Raw genomic sequence first — 19,488 nt, 5'->3', positions numbered from 1 at the left:
CTCCTTCTCCGTTTATATTGATAAATAGTATAGCTCTTTAAGGTTACTATTGAAAGTAAAGCAAACAAAAAACGCAACGATATTGGTCGTTCCGTTTTTAATGGAGATTACTTAGTCATAAAGACGTAAATTTTTTCAGCAGAAACTGCGGTCTTGAAATGAATACCATTACTAGTAATCGTATGAGTTTGTGTTGAGCTAGTGTTATTTTTTTGTTTTTTAACTTGATCACCAAATTGTTTTAAAACCTCTTTAGAATTAGCACCAGCGGCGTTAGCCATTAAGGCCAAGGCGGTTCCGAAATCTTTTTGGCCATCAGCGGTCTTTAACTTAGCGGTTGGAATGATCAATGCCATGCTGAGCAATTGATTGTTATCCACATTGGTTCTGATTTGATAGTTGGCGGTTTTAACTTGAGTAGTTAATCCGTTAGCGTTACTGTTTAAAGTTTGTCCTTTGGTTTTCTTAGCAGCTGCTTTAGTAGCTTGTTGGTAGTCTTTATTTAATTGTTGAGCTTCAGCACTCATTGTGGCCTGTTGTTTTGCAGCTGCGCTAGGATCAGTTTTAGCTAGTTCTTTTAGGTCAGTAATACTTTGCTTTTGTGTTTTTTGCGCTTTTTGTAAACGAGCAACCAAATCAGTTGGTAACTTAGACTGGGTCACGCTCTTATTGTATTTTTTAGCAAATTGATCGTACTTAGCAAGCGCGTTTTGAGAAGCAACGGTGACCGTCTTAGTTTTATTACCACTCTTAATGGTAATGGATTGAGCGGTGGTTTTGGCTGGCACGGTGAAGAAGAAAGTATCTGAATTAACCGGGGCACTCTTTGTTTGATTATTGAGTTTGTAGGTTACCTTTTTAGCTGATGATGTCCCCTTAATTGTTGCTGCCATATCATTGATTGGGTACTGACTTTTAGTGGTGGTTAGTTCTTGTTTACCACAGCCAGCCAAGCCCAATGCTAACAAAATAGTTGGAAAAATTAAACTCTTTGATTTCATATTTATTACCCCATTATTTATGATATTTTTAATCATATCACAAACTCCGGTTGCGACTAATAATAATCAAAGGAAAGCGTTAAAATTCGGTCCTCAATTTTTCGATGTTATACTGAAAGTAAATAGATCATCCGGAGGTCGAGATTATGTATAAAAATATTTTAGTTCCGATAGATGGTAGCGAAAACGCAGAATTGGCGGTCAAAGAAGCCATTTTGCAAGCTCAAGTGCATAAAGCCACCTTGCATGTGGTTTTTGTGGTCGTTGATCAAACTTACATTCAATACGGGGTAGCCATGGGCCAAGACGTGATGGGGCATTTAGAAGATGGTGCCAACAAAGAATTAGCTAAGGCCCGCCGTGAAATTGAAGCGGCCAATGTCCCGGTAGAAACTCATTTTGTGGTCGGAGTACCTAAAATTCAAATTGCCGAAATTTTACCAGAAAAATTGGAAACTACTTTAACCATTATGGGTAAATCCGGGGTAAATGGTATTTCACGAGCCTTTTTAGGTTCCACTACCGAATATGTAGTTCGCCATTCTACCACCAACGTATTGGTGGTGGAAACCCCAGCAGATGGCCGAGAATAAGCGCAAATAAGGGACCGAGTCCATCGGTACCCTTATTTTTTTATAATGATGGGTAAAAGCTACGGTGATCAATCTTGAAAGTGCTAAAATGAAATTATTCAAAGTAGAAAGCTGATTAATTATGCTAAAAAAAACAAAGTGGTGGACGTTAATTATTGTGGTAGTACTAGCAATTATTAGTTTGATTTTAGTTAATCATGATGATGAATTGTACCAGCAACCACTCTTTAAAATTACCAAGATCAGTCAAGCACACTCCCAAAAAGTAGTGGATGATTTTAATAATGTTGATCATGAACATTCTCAATTATTAACGGGTGTCATTACCAACGGTGAGTATCAAGGAAAACAGTTAAGAGTTACTAATACTTATTCTGATTCAAGGGGCTTAGATCAACCTTATCGAATAGGAGAGCATGTTTTTATTACATTACATACTAAGCCACGACTACATGCCACCGTTAAGGGAGCTAAACGAGATACGCCAATTTGGTTTTTAACCGTACTAGCTTTAATGGTGATGCTATTTGGGCTTAAAAGTGGGGGCTTATTGGCTATTATTAGTATTTTGATTAATACGGGCTTATTTATAGTGGCGATTAAAATTAATGCAGCTAAATCTGGCGATCATGTTATCTTGTTGTTTGCCACGTTAGCTTTGATCTTTTGTTTTATTACTTTATGGTTAGTGATTGGTTGGAACCGGCAAATGTTAATCACTATGGCAGCGGTGGTTTTGGCAACTGGAGTGGCCGTGGGTTTGAGTCAATTAGTTATTGTAATGACTGATGCAAAGGGAATTTATTATGAATCGATGGCTTATGTAACTCAACCACCGAAACCACTATTTGTGGCGCAAGTTTTAATCGGGGTCTTGGGAGCAGCAATGGATGTTGCGACCGATATCATCGCGTCACTTGTGGCCTTAAAACAAGAACGACCAGAGTTAACCGGGCGACAAATTTATCGATCGGGAAATCAAATTGGCCGAGCGATTATGGGACCACTAGTTAATGTTTTGTTTTTCATTTTTATGGCGGCAACCTTACCAATGACCCTAGTTTATTTGCGAAATGGTAATACTTGGGTGTATTCATTTGCGATGAACATGTCACTGGGCATGGCTTCAACTTTAATTAGCGCTATTGGAATTGTTTTAACGGTCATCTTTGCAAGTTTGTTGACTAGCTGGTGGCTCAAGACGGGAGGATCGGAAAATGGGTAGTATTACGGTCTTATGGTTGATCTTACTAATCTTAATGTTAGTAGTAGGGGGTCAAGAAGGGGTCAGTGCCTTTTTAAGCTTATTGGTTAATTTTGGCATTTTGTTTTTTGCAATTGTACTGATTTCTTTTCAACTCAATCCGTTAGTGGTAGGGATAGTAGCCAGTGTGGTTTTATTGGCAATTACTATCTTTTGGAGTAGTGCCAGTGACGAAGCATCGATGGTGGCTTTTGGGGCTTCTTTGGTCGTTTTACTTATTCTGTTGATTTTGATTGTTGTGATTACTAAATGGGCAGCTTTAGGTGGTTTTGGCCTAGAAGATAGTGATGAATTAGAAGGATTATCAATTTTATTAGGCATTAGTTTTCAACAAGTGGCGATGGTGACGGCTTTACTGAGTTCATTAGGAGCCATTAGTGAGGCAGCGATTGCCATTGCCTCTGGTTTAACTGAAATTACAGCCCAGCATCCACAAATTACGGCCTCCCAACTTAGAAAAGATGGTAGTCAAATCGGTCAACAAATTATCGGTACCGCGCTAAATACCCTATTTTTTGGCTTTTTTGGGAGCTCATTGGGCCTCTTCATTTGGCTAAATAGCTTAAATTATTCTTGGGGCGTGATTATTAACGATAAGGTGTTTGTGACGGAGTTAGTAGCCATTTTAATTGCATTATTAGGGGTTATTTTAATTATTCCTATGACGACAATAATTATTAGCCGGCGATGGCAGAACAAAATAAATAAACAAAAAGACCACCATTAAATTGGCGGTCTTTTTTATTTAATAGGAATTAGTAGTTTCGTTAGCATAAATCCATTGGGCTTTATCATTAATATAGATACGATAGTAAGTTTTAAATTTACCAGAGTTATCAGTAATGGTAGCAGCGGCATCAGCCGTATAAGTTTGGCCGCCTAGATATTTCAAGTTAGTTACCTTTTTGGATAAAAGGTGAGTGTCAAAAACGTGATCTCTAGTATAATCGTTGACATTATCTTTAATCCTTAACGTTTGACTACTTGCTTTATAAGAAGCGCTAGGGAACTGAACGGACTTATTGTAAACCCAGTAGCGCTTAGCTTTATTACTAGCAGAAAAACGAATACGGTACCATTGAGAATGATCAGTCCGAGTGGCTCGTTGATCTACCCATACCTTACTTCCAGCCTTAACATTTTTAGGCCATTTGTAAGATTTGACATTTTTCCGAGTTTTTTTGAGGTGATTGTATAAAACATTATTTTTGTATGTTTTAGTTACTTTAGCAACTTCATTACCAGTGCCACTAACATAAGTGGCCTTTTGTAACTTGGAGTTGTTATTATGAGAAGTTATTGACCCATTGTTAGAAGAACCATGAAGATTGTTATAATAACTTTTGACTAATTTATAAAACTCCGACATGGTATAAGCTGAGCCAAAATATTTCTTACCGTTGGACTTGTAATAATCCACAGGATCAGTATGATCAGATCCACCTAAGTGTTTAGCTACAGACTGATGAGACCAAACGGTACCATTGCCATCATAAGCAGCATCGTTAGGTTTTAAGTTGTATTTATTCAAAAGGTAAGCGGTATAGTATGCCGAATTAGCGATTTCGTGGGCGAAGGCACTTTTACTGTGGACGCGCACTTGTTCAAACTGAATAAAACGGGCATTACCAGGATAGCCAACGCCCCAAGAAAGATAATCGGTGTTGGCGATATTGACAATTTTACTACCATCAACAAATGAATGAACAAAAGCGTTCTTGTAGTTTCGTTTCATATAAGCTACTTCATTATAGAGGGTAGAATTATTATTGGCCGTTTCGTGAACAACCACACCTTCCGGCTTACCTTTCCCATGACGGTACTTATACTTGGGAAATCCCTTCCAAACAGCAGAGGTGATTTTGGCGGGCTTGATGTTTTTGCTACTAATATAATTATTCACAGAGCTAGCTTGGGCAACTTGGGTGGTACCAAATGCCAAACCAACAGTGGCCAAGACTATGGTGGCCAAGGTTGTACAGATGTTTTGTTTTTTCACGGATTAATTTCCTCCAACATGTTAAACAGCAAGCAATTTTTAAAATTTCGAGTTTATCTCTAACGAAGTAAAATATACGCACATTTAGTGATGATTACAAGCGTTAAAAAAACCCCTTATTCCGCGTAATTGCATGCTACAAGGGGTTTAGCATAGAAGTTATCAATCATATTAAATCTTGATAACAAATTGTTATACAACTAAAAGTGAATAATTAATTGTTATTTAGTTGTAATTTTTTTTGACATTCTGGGCAATAACCATAAACTTCAAACTGGCTGTTGTTAACCCAATAACCTGATTGTTGCTTAGTTAAGTTAATCAAATTTTGATTAATATTTTTGTATTCATCGACAAAAATATCGGTAATTTTACCGCAATTTTCACAGATAGCATGAAAATGAGGGACCCCAAAATAATCATAGTGAAGACTAGTATCATTTTCAGTGGCTGGCAGTTCAATCACCAAATCATTTTCCACTAGTAATTTGAGGGTGTTATAAACGGTAGCCAAACTCAAATTAGGTAGCTTGTTATCGACACCGGCATAAATAGTTTCTACCGTTGGGTGGTTATGGTGCGTAATTAGATATTCTAAAATAAATTTACGCTGTGGGGTCATTCTGACACCACTCTGCTTTAGATGTTGAATTGCTGCTTCTAACGGATTGTCACTCATTGATAGGTTCTCCCATAAAGCTTTGACTGTTTAATTACTAATTTAGCCCCAGTTTAGACTCATTATCGTTAAATTTCAAATTTTGTTACTCGAATGGTAACTCTAAAATCCAGGAAAGTTGGGCCCCTTGAGGCTGAAAGCCTAACTGGATAGCCACTAATTGGTTGGTGGTTAAAGGATTTTGGTCATTGGGTAAAAACACCTGGATACTAGTAGCAACAAAATGATCCTGAATAAATAAAACTACTCGTTGTAATACTTCGGCTAAAGTTTTACGGTTATCAGTAAACATTACATATGAAATAGTAGCGACGGGCTCAGTTAATTGAGTGATTTTTACAATTCCTAAGAAAGCATTGGTATGACGATCAGTAATCGCCCAGGTTAACTCTTGTTCATTCATTACCTGACTCATGGTTTGATTAACGAAAGTAATGATGTGATTTACTTCGGTGGGTAAATTAAAATCGATGGTATGAATAGTGGTTTTCAGGTTAAAAGAATTTAACATTTCGACAACGGGGGTTTTAGTTAACCAATCCAGTTTGTAGTTAGGGGTTAACACGGGATGATATTGTTCAAATAATGACATAAAAACGACCTTTCTGAGAATAAATGATACCGCTTCAATCTACTTGTGGCATAATGAAATTGTTAAAGATATTGGAGGGGATTTTAGTGATTGAAAAATATTTAATCGGTACGTATACCCATAATACCAGTAAAGGAATTTATCAACTAGAGCTAGATACTACAGCTAATCGAATGCAAAATCTAACCTTAGTTGCTCAAGCCGGTAATCCGACTTATTTAGCGGAATCACAAGCCCATCGTATTTACGCGGTGGATAAAATTGTTAACGCAGAAATTAAGGATGACGTTCATGGCGGGGTATTGGTTTTAAATAACCAAATTCCAGCTAAAGAACTATACCGACATTTAGATCCAGGAACTAATCCAGCTTATATTGCAATCGATGAAGAGCGGCAATTATTATTTACCGCTAACTATCATATGGCCACGGTTAGTGTTTATAAAATTTTAGCAAACGGTGATATTGAATTAACAGACCGGGTACTAGATGCTGGCCAAGTAGGTCCTAGAAAAGAACAGGCTGATGGTCCTCATCCCCATTACGCTAATGTGACGCCAGACGGTCGCTTGGTAGTTTGTGACCTTGGTTTAGATAAAGTTTATCTTTATGATATCGGTGAAGATAATAAACTTTACCCGGTTTCTGAGTTACAAATGGAACCAGGTTACGGTCCACGTCATATTGCTTTTGATGAGCATAAAGGTGTTGCTTACTTGGTGGGTGAATTAAGTAGTAATTTAGCGGTTCTTGATTATAACGAAGAGGCCGGTGAATTAAAGGTTAAGCAAATAGAATCTACTATTCCTGCCGATTGGAGTGCTCATAATGGAGCGGCGGCAGTCCGAATTTCTCGAGATGGCAAGTTTGTTTATGTTTCCAACCGCGGTAATAATACAATTGCTGTCTTTTCAACTGATGAAAATGGTCATATTGAATTAGTTCAACTAGCTGACACTTTAGGTGATTTTCCTCGTGATTTTAACTTCAGTGATGATCAATCTCTTTTGATTGTGGTGCATCAAAATTCCAATAATGCAACGTTATTTAAACGAGATGCTCAAACTGGTCAATTAAGCGTAGTACAACGCGACTTTTCAGTTCCTGAAGGTATTTGTGTTGCTCGCCGAACTGAATAATTAAAAAAAACGAAACGGCAATTGTCGTTTCGTTTTTTGATTATTCACTAATAGTAACGGTTTGCATGATAACGTCATTTTTAGGTTTATCAGCAGCGTTTTTAGGAACCATTGATATTGCTCGAACAACATCCATGCCATCGATTACTTGGCCAAAGACAGTGTGACGAAAATCTAACCAAGGGGTACCACCATTTTGATAGGCATCGATAATTTCTTGTGGATAACCGGCACTTTCTAATTGTGGTAAAGCTCGGCTATCGATATGTTCGTTAGAAACAATGAAAAATTGACTACCATTGGTATTAGGGCCAGCGTTAGCCATTGATAAAGCGCCATTGAGGTTGAAAAGTTCTGGTGAAAATTCATCTTCAAAAGATGCACCATAGATACTTTCACCACCAGCACCAGTTCCTGTGGGATCACCACCTTGAATCATAAATTCAGGGATAACCCGGTGAAAAGTAATGCCATCATAGTAGCCTTGTTGGGCTAACTTAACAAAATTTTCTACGGTTTTGGGTGCTTGTTCTGGGAAAAGTTGAATGGTGATGTCACCATGATTGGTTTTGATGGTCGCCTTAGGACCAGTTGCGTTTGCTAAATCTAATTGTGGGTAGGTCATAGTGTTTAACTCCTTTTATTTGCGTTTCTTAATTAAACTACTTTCAAACTTATTTGTCCAAACTATTATATATTATGCCTGATTTTTCCAGAAATTGGTAAGAATTATTTGCAGGCTATTAGTATCGTGACTATGTTGAACGTTTTGCCAGTGAGTTGGGTAAATATTACGATAGCGGGTTTGGCTAAAGCGTTGATCCATTAAAACGATTACGCCAAGATCGCTTTCGGTTCTAATCAAACGGCCCACAGCCTGAGCAACGTTATTAAAGCCCGGTAGTTGGTAGGCAAACGAAAAACCATCACCGACTTGATCGTCAAAATAGTCTTTTAATAGATTAGTTTCTGAATTGATTTGAGGTAATCCCACACTTACGATTCCAACTCCAATTAATTGTTGCCCCTTTAAATCGATGCCTTCAGAAAAAATGCCACCTAATAGAGCAAAGCCGACCTTGGGATGAACCTGATCATTAAATTGATTCAAAAAAGTTTGTCGTTCTTCTTCACTCATATGGTCAGTTTGCAAGACGGTGTTGATTTCTGGATGGGCTGCACTAAAGGCTTCATAAACTTGATCGAGATATTTACCGGAAGGAAAGAAAATAAGGTAATTACCCGGTTTAGCAGTTACCATGGTCATAATTGTTTGACAAATAGTAGTGATACTATCAGGTCGTTTACGATAAGTGGTTTGAATATTATTGGTGATAACAATTTGTTGGTGTTTGCTATCAAATGGTGATGGTAATGCTTGGACTCCACTATCTTCATCGTCTAAGCCAAAGAGGCGTTGATAATAACTTAAGGGACTTAAAGTAGCTGAAAAGAAAATAGCTGAACGGCCCAGAGCAATACTATTTGCCAAGTTATAACTAGGATCTAGACAAATTTGTTTAAATTCATAGCCCCATTCACTATAACTAACTCGGGTCATAAAACGGTCTTCTTCGTAGTATTGGCTGATTAAAAGATAGCGCCGACAAGCGAAAAAGTAATCCAGTAAGTGATCTAGGTTGGGCCCATTTTCTTGTTTGGGTAACCAGTCCGAAATAGCATCAGCCAGTTTGCCCACGGCCTTATTAAAATTAGTAACGACCGCTGCTTGATAGACTTCTTGGTCGACACTTTCTTTGGCAATTTTGCCGTAACGCGAAAAAGCTCGTTTAAGGGCGGAAAATTGTTTAATGAGCGCATCGTTGTCTGCTGGTTGTTGCTTGAGTTCAGCCATTAAATCATTAATAGGAGTAGAACTTAATGCTGATGAGTACATTTGCCGAGATCGTTTAACTAAATTATGGGCTTCGTCGATTAAAAAAACGTTATTTTTATCGGGAGCCGTAAAAAAACGCTGGAGGTGAACTTGGGGATCGAATAAATAATTGTAATCACAAATAATGACGTCACAAAATAAACTAATATCTAGCGAGAATTCAAAGGGATCCACCATGTGTTTTTGAGCATACTGTTGAATCACTACTTTATCAAACTGACTCTCATTAGTAATAATATCTAAAATAGCAGGTTTGATGCGGTCATAATACCCTAACATGTATGGATTTTCTTCAGGAGATAAATCTTGTTCGGAATCAAAAATCATTTGATCTTTAGCCGTTAAGGTGATGGATTTTATGGTAAGTCCGGTTTGACTCATTAACTGGATCGCCTGTTCGGCCACTCGCCTGGTACTTTGCTTAGCAGTTAGGTAAAAAGCTCGTGAAATTAATTCTTCGCCCATGGCCTTAATGGTAGGAAAAAGAGTCGAAATGGTTTTACCAGTACCAGTAGGGGCCTCGGCTAATAGGGGCGTTTCTAAGAAAATGGATTTATAGACCGAAACGGCTAGCTCTCGTTGACCACGACGGTATTGGCCAAACGGAAATGAAAGTGATTGAGCAGAGTGAATTCGTTGTTCGTTGAGTTCTTTGCGTAACTTTAACCATTGTTCGTATTGAGCCAAAAGATCGGCAAAAAAGGCATCAATTACTTCTTTACTAAATTGTTGTTTGGTTTCGGTAATTGTTTCTACGGGGGTCTGGACATAGGTCAACTTTAGGGTGACTTGATCACCGGGATGGTCCTTTAAATACATATAGGCATACACTTTGACTTGCGCCCAATAAAGAACCAAAGTGCCTTCTGACAGTTCATCAAAGGAACGATCTGAGGTTTTAATTTCTTCAATTAACGGTTGTTCATTCACAACGTCAATACCATCAGCCCGACCACTAATAACATAGTTATCTCCCAGATAGTCAATCGTTTCTGACAATGGTACTTCAGCTTGATAAGACTGTGACCGTTGTTTTTGGATTTTGCGGTGAATGCGACTACCCGCTTGTAGACTATTATCACTCCCCAAAGTAGCGTTGAGGTCACCGGTTTTTAATAAAAATTCTACAAGTTGTCGCACCCCAACGTGGGTAAGCATAATTCAGGACTCCTCTTTATTGATAGCAACCATTATAATACTAGTAAAGAACAAGTTACTAGGGGGCAACCAGAAAAATGATTACGGAAGCTAAATTGGCGAAGATTGTCGCAGCATTTGCTCAATATAATATTATTTTACAAACGGATGGGTTGGTGGTGACCCGTCTTAATCAACGTGAGGTTTCATTTGATGCTAGCACTTACATGACGGATCAATTTATTAAGTTAATTACCGATGTTTTAGCAGATCAGATTAACCAAGACGTGTGGGGCTTACTATAAAAAAACCGCTAAACCAATATGGCTAAGCGGTAAAATATTAATTATTCGGTACGCCAATGTTCAAAATCGTTAATATGCTCACCTAAATAGGCAATGGCTTCGTGAGCCAACTGATCAGCTTCAACTTTAAGCTCATCATCAGCAATGTTTTCACTATCACGTAGGTAGCCTTCGCCAATGGCAAAGAACTTTTCTTGACGACCAAAACCATTATCATCCAATAAATCGTCTAGATCGGTCAAGTCGGCTTGAGCAGTGTCAAAAACTACTTGAGATACGTTAGTGGTATCAGTCAAAATGGTAGCGGCGTAGGTAATTAAGAATTCATTCATATCAATCATAATATTGTTACGAGCTTTTTTATCCATTATTGTCTCACCTCTATTCTAGTGTAATGCTTTAAGGGATTAAGTCGCAACCCATTTAATTAATGACCAGTAGATTGATGATTAGGATTGCCTTTAATTTTAGTGACGTGCCGTTTGAATTGCGGTTGAGCATTAGCAGCGACAAATTTAAACTGTTTCATCTTACCGTTATAGGGTTTACCAGCCAGTCGAATTCGCAGCCAGCGTTGCATTATGTCTTGCATTGATTGATTGGCAGCAATTCTTTGTGCAATATTTTCTTGTTGAGCAGCGGCTAAAATATCGGTCTGTAGCCGATTTAATAAACTTTGATGGTAACTGATTAACTCTGAGGTTAATGGAGCATCTTTATATTGATTAAACAGTTTTTCAATTTGGCGCATGGCCTCTTTAGAATTCTGGGGTTGAAAATAACGCTCTGATTTAGTCACGGTAATCCTTCTTTCAAAGTAGAAATAGGTTCAAATTGGTTTTTATTAAATGTACAATAGGGGTGGATGTTTTTTTCAGGAGGAAAAATAAATGAAACGAATTTTAGCACTTCATACCGGCGGTACCATTTCAATGTCGGAAAATCAAAATGGAGAAGTTACGCCTAATAGTAATAATCCAATCGCTTCAGCTAAGGGGCCCATGAACGATCAGGTAAATTTAGTTAATGAAGAAATCTTTAATTTGCCATCACCACATATGACTCCAGCGACAATGTTACAATTAAGTCAACGAATTAAGCAGGCCACAGATGACGGTTTTGATGGTGTCGTGGTTACACACGGAACCGATACGTTAGAAGAGACGGCTTATTTTTTAGATTTGACGTTGCCAGCAACAATGCCCGTAGTGATTACTGGAGCAATGCGCTCTTCTAACCAAATTGGGGCTGAAGGTATTGCTAATTTTCAAGCGGCCATTGCGGTGGCAGCTAGTGATGATGCGGTTAATAAGGGTGTTTTAGTAGTTTTAAATGATGAAATTCATACAGCTCGATTTGCCATTAAAACACATACTACTAACGTGGCTACTTTTAAATCACCCTTAACAGGACCCATTGGTTTGATTGTAGAACACCGACCAGTCTTTTTCCAACAATTAATTGAAACTAGTTACTGTCCTATCGATAACGTAATTGATGGAGTTTATCTATTAAAAGCTTACGCTGGGATGGATAGTGTGTTTTTGGACGCCATTAATCAACCGGCTACTAAGGGCTTAGTTATTGAAGGCACGGGAGCTGGTAATTTACCACCATTGGCATTACCAGGCCTAAAACGCTTATTAGAGCAACAAATTCCAGTAGTAATGGTATCTAGAAGTAATAATGGAATTGCCGCCGATATTTATGGTTATGCAGGTGGCGGGATTGAATTAAAGCAACTCGGCGTCACGCTTTGCGAAGGTTTAAATGGACCTAAGGCTAGAATTAAGCTTATTGTGGGGCTTAGTGCTGGCAAGCAAGGAACCGATTTAGCTGAATTTATGAGCACAGCACTTTCATAAGGATAGGTAATTGATTGACTAAACTAAGAGATGAACTAATGACGGCCAGTAAACGGCGTTTATTAGTGAATATATATCAACTAAATACAGAAGTGGTTTATACCGGCTATGTGCGACGTGTTAGTCATGCTGATTTTATTCTTGAAACGTATAACGAACAGGGAATTCGCGATGGCGGGGTTTTATTGCGCCAATCTAACGTTGATTTTGTCGAAACGGATAGCTTTGATTTGGACTATATGAAGCGACTCATCCGCATAAATGATCACTATAATTTACATCACGAAGCGTTACAGCTTAAATTAGCTGGTGATAGTAATCTATTCATGAGTACGTTACGGTTATTGTGGCAACGACAAGCAGTGGTGCAATTAATTGTTAAAAGCGATGATGATAAGAAACGATATCATGAAGGAGTCATTGTTCAAATTGATGATGAAAAATTAGAATTTGATCAAATTAACAAGTTTAATTTTACTAAGCGTCAGTTTGAAACCATTGCATTAAATGATGTGATTGGTGCTGAGTTTGCTGGCAAAGAAATGAAATTAGTGGCTCAAGAATTAGACCTCATGGTACCTGACAAGCATCAAACCTCTCAACCATTATCGATAGTGGATTCAGTGGCTACTATTAAACAATTAGCACAAACTAAACAGTGGGCCATTTTTCAATTAGCCAATGAAAAGCAGTTTTTTTATATTGGTCAAGTAGTAGTGGCTAACGATGCGGAAGCGGTTATTCGGGTGGCAGATGCTAACGGTCAGTTTGGTGGTTACGTCTGGTTTCGTTATATCGAAGTTCATAAAATTATCAATGTTGACGATTACTTGCAACTAATTACCACTATCATTCAAAAAAATCAAATGACTAATCAATTTGATGTGGCGGTGTTAAATGGTGAACGTGACTTTGATGCGGGTGATAATATTATGTTTCATATTTTGGAACAAGCTTATTATTTCAAACGAGTTATCCACATTAGTGCTCTAAATCAAGCTGATATTAGTGGCATTATCACTGAATTTGATCATCAAAATTATACAATTACGGTCAAGGCAACTGATGAAGATATTGTGGACACTCGGGTAATCATGATTGAACAAATTGTGGAAATGGCTTTTGAGTACGTCAAAGCCTTTATAGAAGAAAAAAGATTAAAAGCGTAGGTGATAATGATGACCAAACCAACTAAGCGAAAGTTACCAGAGTGGCTACAAAATACTTTTCAAATTGTGGGATCATTAACCGTTCTGATGGTTTTATATAATTGGATTGGGCCAATGATTAAACCACATGGCACCTATTTTCCGTGGTGGACGTTACCAATTTCAGTGGTATTAGCACTCATTATGGTTGGATTATGGAGTTATTTTGAATTTAAGCAAAAAAATAAAGAACGTCAACGAAAACTAAAACAACAACAGGCACGCCAACAAGCTGCAATTAAGCAAGCTCAGATAGAAAAAGAGGCGGTGCAACAGGCGGCCAAACGGCGTGCTCGAAATTTAAATCACCAACAACGTTAATCAAAAAAAGGGATATTGACTTTAAGGTCAATATCCCTTTTTGATTATTTATTCTAATTTAGAACTAAGACTTATCTGACGTAAGCCTCGATACTTTGTTGTTCTTCTTTGGTAGGATTAACTTCCATTGATTTAATATCGTGGAGGCGTTCGACCGACATGTGAATGTTAAATGCCAATTGGGTATCCGTCAGATCGTGTTTCTTTTGAAAATCAATAATTTCTTCTGCTAAGTTACTAAAGTGATCAGCCATGAAATTTTCCTCCAATATGGATTAATATTTTAATCTTAACTCCAGTATACCAATAAAATTGATTGGTGGTAATTTTCATGGCCAATGGGTTATGGCAGGGTAGGAGCAAAAATGATCAATAGTTGGACCAGAACCAAGATGCTGCCGAAACTAAGCCAGTCTTTAAGGGTTAAAGACATTGGTTGATAAAAAGTGCGAGCTTGACCCTCAACAAAGCCATGAGAAGTCATAGCCTCTGCTAAATTTTGGGACCAGCTAATCGCTGCTAAAATTGCTTTGAAATATAGTTTGGGTGACCAAAAATGTAAGGGGACACCGCGCATCATTCCGGCAGTTTTGATTATTTTGATTTCGGCTTGAATTTTAGGAATCAAGTTGAAAGCGGCCAAAACGCCGTAAGCAAATTTAGCGGGTAAATGAAAATTTTGTTCTAGAGTTAAGGCGAGTTCGGTAATATCACTAGTAATAGTGAAGGTGGCACCGATAAAGACGTAGGCGTAGATACGACTAAATAAAATCCACGCGTAAATGGGGCCACCGTGGCCGTAAAATAGTTGTGATACTAACAAACCAAATGCGGGAATAAACGGTACCAAGATAAGCTTAAGTAGTGACAGCCATTTAATTTTTTTGGCTAATAAATAAATTAAGCTGGCACCGATTAAAACCAAATTCACCACCAAATTGGTGGTAAACGAAATTTCTAAGGCAATCAAGATGGTCAGCAGTAGTTTTAACCCAGGGTTCATGCACTCACCCCTTCATAACTTAAATGTTGATCAGCAAAGTTGACGTGATAATCAACCAATGGGGCTAAGCCCACTAATTGGTGACTGATCAGCAATTGGGTCTGGTTGAGTTGTTCTTTAGCTGTTTGTAATAGGTTCACTACGACTTTAATGGACTGTAAGTCTAGTCCTTTGAGGGGTTCATCTAGTAATAACACTGGTGGTGCCATGATTAACATAATCATAATTTGTAACTTCTTTTTTTGTCCTTCGCTTAAGGAGTACACCACTTGATTTAAGTGGTTAGCTAAATTTAGTTGCGTCAAAATTTGCTGAATAGTTTGATCATCGTAAAAAGCATTATTTCGGTGTTTTTTGGCGAGAGCCAATTCCTCTTGAACGGTGATTTCTAAGAACTGATTTTCGGCATCTTGAAATAATAATTTTACTTGTTGAGCGTATTTTAAATTACGTAGTTTTTGAATATTTTGCTGTTGATAACTAATTTCACCCTGATATTTAATTAATTTAGTGATGGCATTAAATAAAGTGGATTTTCCGATACCATTATGACCGGTAATCAAGGTCGTCTTACCAGGATAAAAATTAAAGTGGTCCTGGTGAAGTAACTGGCGCTTAGGGTGGCCAACGTAGACATCATTTAGGGTAACAATTGGTTGCTGTGTGGTATCAGGTAAGCTAACGGCTGGTAAATCGTGTTGTTGCTGATTGAATGTCGCAAATAACTCCTGGCTAGCTTTGGGAGTTAAGCGCTGAATTTTGCCGGTAGTACTGTCTAGTTGATGAACGTTATCCACAATGTTTTCATAGTCACTTAAATCATGATCAGCTAAAATAATTGTTTTTTGCTGGTTCAGTTGCAACTCTTTTAGTTGTTTAATCAAAATTTGGCGACTAGTGGGATCAATACTAGCGAAAGGTTCATCTAATACAATGACGGCTGGATTCATTGCTACAATACAGGCCAAGGCTACCCGTTGCTTTTCACCACCAGAAAGGGTGTTGAGTTCCCGTTTTTTTAAATCAGTGATGTCACAAAAGGATAGCGCGGCATTTAACTGTTGGTTAATTTGAGCTGGTGGGGTTTGTAGATTTTCTAGAACAAACACTAATTCGTTTTGCACAGTATCCATTGCAAACTGTTGGTTAGGGTTTTGAAATACCATCGCAACTTGCTGACAGCGTTGTTGTTCTGACAGACTGTCGATGGCTAAATGATCAAATAAAATACTACCGGTGGCCGCATTATGACTAAATTGAGGATAAAGTCCTGCAATAAACTTTAACAAGGTAGTTTTGCCACTGCCTGATGGTCCCACTAGCAAATTAAAGGCGGCTGAGGCAAAGGTTGTGTTGATGTGATTTAAAACGGTGGTTTCTTGGTGCTGGTATTTGAAAGTAAAGTCCGAAACAACTACTTGAGTCATAAATAACTTCCTAACTATTAATTATCCATTACTTGGCTACGATCTAATAGGTTGGCGATAAGTTTGGTTAACACGCCACCAAAGACGAAAGTAGAAATAAAGCGGGTAGCAAACAACCCTAGATTCATTAATAAACCGTATTGGTTGTATCCGGACCGAAACCAGTCCCATAGATAGGTAACGATGGTAGTAGTCAAACAGGAAAGCAATAAGGTTCCCCAGTTATAACGCTTATAACCAGTCATCGTAAAACCAAGTTCTGAACCAAAACCTTGCACAATTCCTGAAATAAAGGCACTAGCACCCCATTGGCCACCGAGAAATACTTCGACAGCTGAACCCAGAAATTCACCTAAAAAAGCGGATCCGGGAATGCGAATTAAGTAACCAGTAAGGGGACCGGCTAAACACCATAAGCCCATTAAAATATCATTGGCAAATGGTGCCATTCCTAGTGGGGTTAACATGACGGTTAAGCCGGTATATAAAAAGCCGGCGCCCCAAAAAATAACTCCACAAAAAATAGCAATTAAAGCAATTAAAATTATGTTGCGCAAAGACCATCGTTGACGATTGTTCATAGCAGCAACCTCCTAAAAGTATTTCACGCAACTAAAAAAGGCCCAGTTCACCAAGGTAAACTGGGGCCCCACATCAGTAGACTAATCCATTCGAATACAACGGAAAATTCTCCCTTCGCTGGTATTAACCAGATCAGGTTCGATGGGTGTTATCTCAGCCTTTCGGCACCCCAGATAATAGTTGTATGATTATTTTTATTATAGCGCACTTTGTTTTATTTAGCCAAAGCAAAAATTACAATAGGATTAACAGTGCAACAGTTGAGTTACAAATGGACGTCTTGGCTTGTTTGCAGGTGGTTAATCATGATAAGTTGAAAACATATAAAGGAGAATCGAAATGAATTTATGGAAAACATTTGCAAAAGTAACAGCTGTTATGGCATTGGGAATGGGAGGCTTGATGTTTAGTCAAGCAACACCAGCTCATGCGGCCAAGGCCTATAAGACATTGAGCGTTAAGAGTGTTAAGAAAACCGCATACCACAAGGCGAGCAGTAAAGGGGCTTTTTACAACCAAACCCATACGAAAAAGGTGGTTGATTTAAAGACCAATCCTTATACTACCTACTATGTCACTAAACAGGCTACGATGAGAAATAGTAAGGGTAATAAAGCCATTTATTATTATGCTAAAAGTTACAGTGGTATTGGCGGCTGGATCTGGCACAGTTATTTAGCTAAAGGTGAATCAGAATTTGGACTTAAATATGCCAAAGCTGCCGTAGCAATGGATGCAACTAATGGGGATGTTTTATGGCAGCATAGCGCTAATTCACAACGATTAGTGGCTTCGACTGGTAAATTAATGACCATTTACTTGGCAGTACAAAAGGCCAATAAGGAACATGCTTGGAATAAAAAAATATCAGTTTCTGGCTCAGGTTTAAAAGCCATGGGTGATAGTTATGCTGTTGGTGGTTTTAGATTCAAGTCTGGTCACAAGTATACTTTCCGCCAATTATATAATGCTACTTTGATTCAATCGTCTAACAACGCAGCGATTGCACTGGGACGTTGGGTGGCTGGTAGTAACGCTGCCTTTTTAAAGAAGATGAATAAGCAAGCTGATAAATGGAACTTAAGTAGTAAAACTAATTTTGTGTCAGCTTCAGGGTTGGAAAATGATGATTTGAGTCCATTTGGTTACTGGGATAAAGGTGGTTATACCGATGGTAATAAAATCTCTGCTAAGGATTTAGCTACCGTAGCCCGTCATTTAATTAACGATTATCCAGGAGTTTTAAATGAATCTAAGATTACTTCGCTTAAAACTGATGGCCAAACGTTAACTAATGAAAACCGGTTACTGAAAGGTAAAACTTTCTATAGTAAGAGCTTAAATGTAGATGGCTTGAAGACAGGTTATACACCACGAGCTGGTTTATGTTTTGTGGGAACTTCTAAAAAACCTGGCAAACACCGAATGATTACGGTAGTTTTAAATGATCAAAACGAATTTACGGAAACTAATGAATTAATGAACCACGTATATAACACTGCTAATGTTTATCAATAAAAAATAAACCGGTAACTACCAGCTAGATCTGGTGGCTACCGTTTTATTTTGTACGAATTTTAGGTTATGCTTATGGTAAAAATGGAGGGATTAGCTCATGATTAACGTAATAGCGACTGATATTGACGGAACTTTTTTTAGTGATGATGATCAATTTGATCGCTTAGGATTTCAAGCGCAATTAGCGGAAATGAACCACCGCCAAATGCATTTTATCGCTGCTAGTAGTAATCATTTGGACCATTTGGTTAAAATATTTGCGGATTTCAATGGTCCCATATCCTATGTAGCCAATAATGGTGGGCATGTGGTCAATGAGCAAGGCCAAACCATTGCGGAACAACCAGTAAGTTCAAGGCAATGGCATCAAATTGTAGCGTGGCTAACGCAACAAGGACAGCTACCTGCTGCCCGCATTATTTTAATTGGCGAACATGGTACTTATACCGAAGTTCCCGCTAGTGATCAGTTTTTCCAAGCTGCTGGTTATTTTTATGATGACTTGCAATCAATCGCTAATATCAATGCGGTATCAGATAAGGTATATAAATTAGATATTACCTGTGGTGATTTCAACATTGCTCCTATTTATCAGGGGTTACAACAGCAATTTGGTCACCAAGTAAATGTCGTCATGAGTGGCCTTAATGGCATTGATATTATGGCCAATGGGGTAAGTAAGCTTAGCGGAATTGAAGTACTATTAAATACTTGGCAGTTACCATTAGCCCAGGTAGCCGCGTTTGGAGATAACGATAATGATTACGAAATGTTGACAGGCGTAGGTCACGGATTGGCAATGAAAAATGCAGCTCCTAATTTATTAAAACGTTACCCCCATTTAACTAAGTGGGATAATAATCACGATGGGGTTACCAGAAGTATTAGTGATATTTTACGAAATCAAGAACATTAAAAAGTGAAATCTGATAAACCGGTTTCATTTCCATTCCTAAAA

Annotated in this window: 22 protein-coding genes and 1 riboswitch; of the genes, 10 read left to right on the top strand and 12 right to left on the bottom strand. The window is 38.1% G+C overall.

Annotation, left to right across the window (positions count from 1 at the left end):
• Positions 1-107 precede the first annotated feature (107 nt).
• Positions 108-1,001, bottom strand: a complete 894-nt coding sequence (locus tag HII32_RS01635) for a hypothetical protein (RefSeq protein WP_172187666.1) — start codon at positions 999-1,001, stop codon at positions 108-110.
• A gap of 146 nt (positions 1,002-1,147) precedes the next feature.
• On the opposite strand from HII32_RS01635, the gene HII32_RS01630 reads away from it, so the two are divergent.
• From HII32_RS01630 to HII32_RS01620, 3 genes are all read left to right on the top strand, one after another.
• A complete protein-coding gene (locus HII32_RS01630) occupies positions 1,148-1,594 on the top strand; it encodes a universal stress protein (protein ID WP_172187664.1) in 447 nt (148 codons plus the stop codon).
• Positions 1,595-1,715: 121 nt separating this feature from the next.
• Positions 1,716-2,819, top strand: a complete 1,104-nt coding sequence (locus HII32_RS01625; protein ID WP_172187662.1) for a YibE/F family protein — start codon at positions 1,716-1,718, stop codon at positions 2,817-2,819.
• Positions 2,812-3,585, top strand: coding sequence for a YibE/F family protein (locus tag HII32_RS01620; RefSeq protein ID WP_172187660.1), 774 nt, complete (start codon positions 2,812-2,814; stop codon positions 3,583-3,585). Before HII32_RS01625 ends, HII32_RS01620 begins: the two co-directional genes overlap by 8 nt.
• 18 nt (positions 3,586-3,603) lie before the next feature.
• Here HII32_RS01620 and HII32_RS01615 read toward each other — a convergent pair whose 3' ends face one another.
• From HII32_RS01615 to HII32_RS01605, 3 genes are all read right to left on the bottom strand, one after another.
• Positions 3,604-4,857, bottom strand: coding sequence for an N-acetylmuramoyl-L-alanine amidase (locus tag HII32_RS01615; protein ID WP_172187658.1), 1,254 nt, complete (start codon positions 4,855-4,857; stop codon positions 3,604-3,606).
• A gap of 214 nt (positions 4,858-5,071) precedes the next feature.
• Entirely contained in the window at positions 5,072-5,536 is a 465-nt protein-coding gene (locus HII32_RS01610; protein ID WP_172187656.1) for a Fur family transcriptional regulator, read from the bottom strand.
• Positions 5,537-5,621: 85 nt separating this feature from the next.
• Positions 5,622-6,128 carry an N-acetyltransferase gene (locus HII32_RS01605; RefSeq protein WP_172187654.1) on the bottom strand — a complete coding sequence of 169 codons (507 nt, stop codon included), beginning with the start codon at positions 6,126-6,128 and terminating at the stop codon, positions 5,622-5,624.
• Between the two features lie 86 nt (positions 6,129-6,214).
• On the opposite strand from HII32_RS01605, the gene HII32_RS01600 reads away from it, so the two are divergent.
• Entirely contained in the window at positions 6,215-7,267 is a 1,053-nt protein-coding gene (locus HII32_RS01600; protein WP_172187652.1) for a beta-propeller fold lactonase family protein, read from the top strand.
• Between the two features lie 40 nt (positions 7,268-7,307).
• Here the strand turns inward: HII32_RS01600 and HII32_RS01595 are convergent, their stop codons facing one another.
• Positions 7,308-7,892, bottom strand: coding sequence for a peptidylprolyl isomerase (locus HII32_RS01595; protein ID WP_172187650.1), 585 nt, complete (start codon positions 7,890-7,892; stop codon positions 7,308-7,310).
• Between the two features lie 72 nt (positions 7,893-7,964).
• Complete coding sequence (locus tag HII32_RS01590) at positions 7,965-10,322, bottom strand: ATP-dependent DNA helicase (protein WP_172187648.1); 2,358 nt, start codon at positions 10,320-10,322, stop codon at positions 7,965-7,967.
• Between the two features lie 77 nt (positions 10,323-10,399).
• Between HII32_RS01590 and HII32_RS01585 the strand changes: the two genes are divergently transcribed.
• Positions 10,400-10,606 carry a hypothetical protein gene (locus tag HII32_RS01585; RefSeq protein ID WP_172187646.1) on the top strand — a complete coding sequence of 69 codons (207 nt, stop codon included), beginning with the start codon at positions 10,400-10,402 and terminating at the stop codon, positions 10,604-10,606.
• 41 nt (positions 10,607-10,647) lie between these two features.
• Here HII32_RS01585 and HII32_RS01580 read toward each other — a convergent pair whose 3' ends face one another.
• A complete protein-coding gene (locus HII32_RS01580; protein WP_172187645.1) occupies positions 10,648-10,974 on the bottom strand; it encodes a hypothetical protein in 327 nt (108 codons plus the stop codon).
• A 59-nt stretch (positions 10,975-11,033) separates the two neighbouring features.
• Positions 11,034-11,405 (bottom strand): hypothetical protein, encoded by a 372-nt coding sequence (locus HII32_RS01575; RefSeq protein ID WP_172187643.1) that lies wholly within the window; start codon positions 11,403-11,405, stop codon positions 11,034-11,036.
• Positions 11,406-11,496: 91 nt separating this feature from the next.
• Here HII32_RS01575 and HII32_RS01570 point away from each other — a divergent pair, with 91 nt between their 5' ends.
• The 3 genes from HII32_RS01570 to HII32_RS01560 are packed head-to-tail and all read left to right on the top strand — an operon-like array spanning position 11,497 to position 14,000.
• The gene (locus tag HII32_RS01570; protein ID WP_172187641.1) at positions 11,497-12,471 is read left to right on the top strand and encodes an asparaginase; all 975 of its coding nucleotides are present in this window, start codon (positions 11,497-11,499) and stop codon (positions 12,469-12,471) included.
• Positions 12,472-12,485: 14 nt separating this feature from the next.
• Entirely contained in the window at positions 12,486-13,640 is a 1,155-nt protein-coding gene (locus tag HII32_RS01565; RefSeq protein WP_172187639.1) for a hypothetical protein, read from the top strand.
• 6 nt (positions 13,641-13,646) lie between these two features.
• Positions 13,647-14,000, top strand: coding sequence for a hypothetical protein (locus HII32_RS01560; RefSeq protein WP_172187637.1), 354 nt, complete (start codon positions 13,647-13,649; stop codon positions 13,998-14,000).
• Positions 14,001-14,071: 71 nt separating this feature from the next.
• On the opposite strand, the gene HII32_RS01555 is transcribed toward HII32_RS01560, so the two are convergent.
• The 4 genes from HII32_RS01555 to HII32_RS01540 all read right to left on the bottom strand — a co-directional run bounded on the left by HII32_RS01555 (position 14,072) and on the right by HII32_RS01540 (position 17,011).
• Positions 14,072-14,254: an LBP_cg2779 family protein gene (locus HII32_RS01555; RefSeq protein WP_172187635.1), complete on the bottom strand. Its 183-nt coding sequence runs from the start codon at positions 14,252-14,254 to the stop codon at positions 14,072-14,074.
• An 89-nt stretch (positions 14,255-14,343) separates the two neighbouring features.
• Positions 14,344-15,003, bottom strand: coding sequence for an energy-coupling factor transporter transmembrane component T family protein (locus tag HII32_RS01550; RefSeq protein WP_172187633.1), 660 nt, complete (start codon positions 15,001-15,003; stop codon positions 14,344-14,346).
• The gene (locus tag HII32_RS01545; RefSeq protein WP_172187631.1) at positions 15,000-16,430 is read right to left on the bottom strand and encodes an ABC transporter ATP-binding protein; all 1,431 of its coding nucleotides are present in this window, start codon (positions 16,428-16,430) and stop codon (positions 15,000-15,002) included. The genes HII32_RS01550 and HII32_RS01545 overlap by 4 nt, the downstream gene beginning before the upstream one ends.
• A 17-nt stretch (positions 16,431-16,447) precedes the next feature.
• Complete coding sequence (locus HII32_RS01540) at positions 16,448-17,011, bottom strand: ECF transporter S component (RefSeq protein ID WP_172187629.1); 564 nt, start codon at positions 17,009-17,011, stop codon at positions 16,448-16,450.
• Positions 17,012-17,104: 93 nt separating this feature from the next.
• A riboswitch (TPP riboswitch) is annotated at positions 17,105-17,194 on the bottom strand.
• A gap of 157 nt (positions 17,195-17,351) precedes the next feature.
• On the opposite strand from HII32_RS01540, the gene HII32_RS01535 reads away from it, so the two are divergent.
• Both HII32_RS01535 and HII32_RS01530 read left to right on the top strand, forming a co-directional pair.
• On the top strand, positions 17,352-18,530 hold the full coding sequence (locus tag HII32_RS01535) for a D-alanyl-D-alanine carboxypeptidase family protein (protein ID WP_172187627.1): 1,179 nt from the start codon (positions 17,352-17,354) through the stop codon (positions 18,528-18,530).
• Between the two features lie 97 nt (positions 18,531-18,627).
• Complete coding sequence (locus HII32_RS01530) at positions 18,628-19,446, top strand: Cof-type HAD-IIB family hydrolase (RefSeq protein WP_172187625.1); 819 nt, start codon at positions 18,628-18,630, stop codon at positions 19,444-19,446.
• The last annotated feature ends 42 nt before the right edge of the window (positions 19,447-19,488 follow it).

Origin of the sequence: Lentilactobacillus kribbianus (assembly GCF_013184075.1) — a bacterium.
Lineage (GTDB): Bacteria > Bacillota > Bacilli > Lactobacillales > Lactobacillaceae > Lentilactobacillus > Lentilactobacillus kribbianus.
Note: the sequence above shows the minus strand (reverse complement) of the source record. Positions and strands in the feature narration are given on the sequence as shown.

Bases quoted from the DNA above. Each gene is read 5' to 3' on its own strand.
- HII32_RS01635 (WP_172187666.1), bottom strand. From the start codon at position 1,001: ATGAAATCAAAGAGTTTAATTTTTCCAACTATTTTGTTAGCATTGGGC.
- HII32_RS01630 (WP_172187664.1), top strand. From the start codon at position 1,148: ATGTATAAAAATATTTTAGTTCCGATAGATGGTAGCGAAAACGCAGAA.
- HII32_RS01625 (WP_172187662.1), top strand. From the start codon at position 1,716: ATGCTAAAAAAAACAAAGTGGTGGACGTTAATTATTGTGGTAGTACTA.
- HII32_RS01620 (WP_172187660.1), top strand. From the start codon at position 2,812: ATGGGTAGTATTACGGTCTTATGGTTGATCTTACTAATCTTAATGTTA.
- HII32_RS01610 (WP_172187656.1), bottom strand. From the start codon at position 5,536: ATGAGTGACAATCCGTTAGAAGCAGCAATTCAACATCTAAAGCAGAGT.
- HII32_RS01605 (WP_172187654.1), bottom strand. From the start codon at position 6,128: ATGTCATTATTTGAACAATATCATCCCGTGTTAACCCCTAACTACAAA.
- HII32_RS01595 (WP_172187650.1), bottom strand. From the start codon at position 7,892: ATGACCTACCCACAATTAGATTTAGCAAACGCAACTGGTCCTAAGGCG.
- HII32_RS01590 (WP_172187648.1), bottom strand. From the start codon at position 10,322: ATGCTTACCCACGTTGGGGTGCGACAACTTGTAGAATTTTTATTAAAA.
- HII32_RS01585 (WP_172187646.1), top strand. From the start codon at position 10,400: ATGATTACGGAAGCTAAATTGGCGAAGATTGTCGCAGCATTTGCTCAA.
- HII32_RS01580 (WP_172187645.1), bottom strand. From the start codon at position 10,974: ATGGATAAAAAAGCTCGTAACAATATTATGATTGATATGAATGAATTC.
- HII32_RS01570 (WP_172187641.1), top strand. From the start codon at position 11,497: ATGAAACGAATTTTAGCACTTCATACCGGCGGTACCATTTCAATGTCG.
- HII32_RS01560 (WP_172187637.1), top strand. From the start codon at position 13,647: ATGATGACCAAACCAACTAAGCGAAAGTTACCAGAGTGGCTACAAAAT.
- HII32_RS01555 (WP_172187635.1), bottom strand. From the start codon at position 14,254: ATGGCTGATCACTTTAGTAACTTAGCAGAAGAAATTATTGATTTTCAA.
- HII32_RS01550 (WP_172187633.1), bottom strand. From the start codon at position 15,003: ATGAACCCTGGGTTAAAACTACTGCTGACCATCTTGATTGCCTTAGAA.
- HII32_RS01545 (WP_172187631.1), bottom strand. From the start codon at position 16,430: ATGACTCAAGTAGTTGTTTCGGACTTTACTTTCAAATACCAGCACCAA.
- HII32_RS01540 (WP_172187629.1), bottom strand. From the start codon at position 17,011: ATGAACAATCGTCAACGATGGTCTTTGCGCAACATAATTTTAATTGCT.
- HII32_RS01535 (WP_172187627.1), top strand. From the start codon at position 17,352: ATGAATTTATGGAAAACATTTGCAAAAGTAACAGCTGTTATGGCATTG.
- HII32_RS01530 (WP_172187625.1), top strand. From the start codon at position 18,628: ATGATTAACGTAATAGCGACTGATATTGACGGAACTTTTTTTAGTGAT.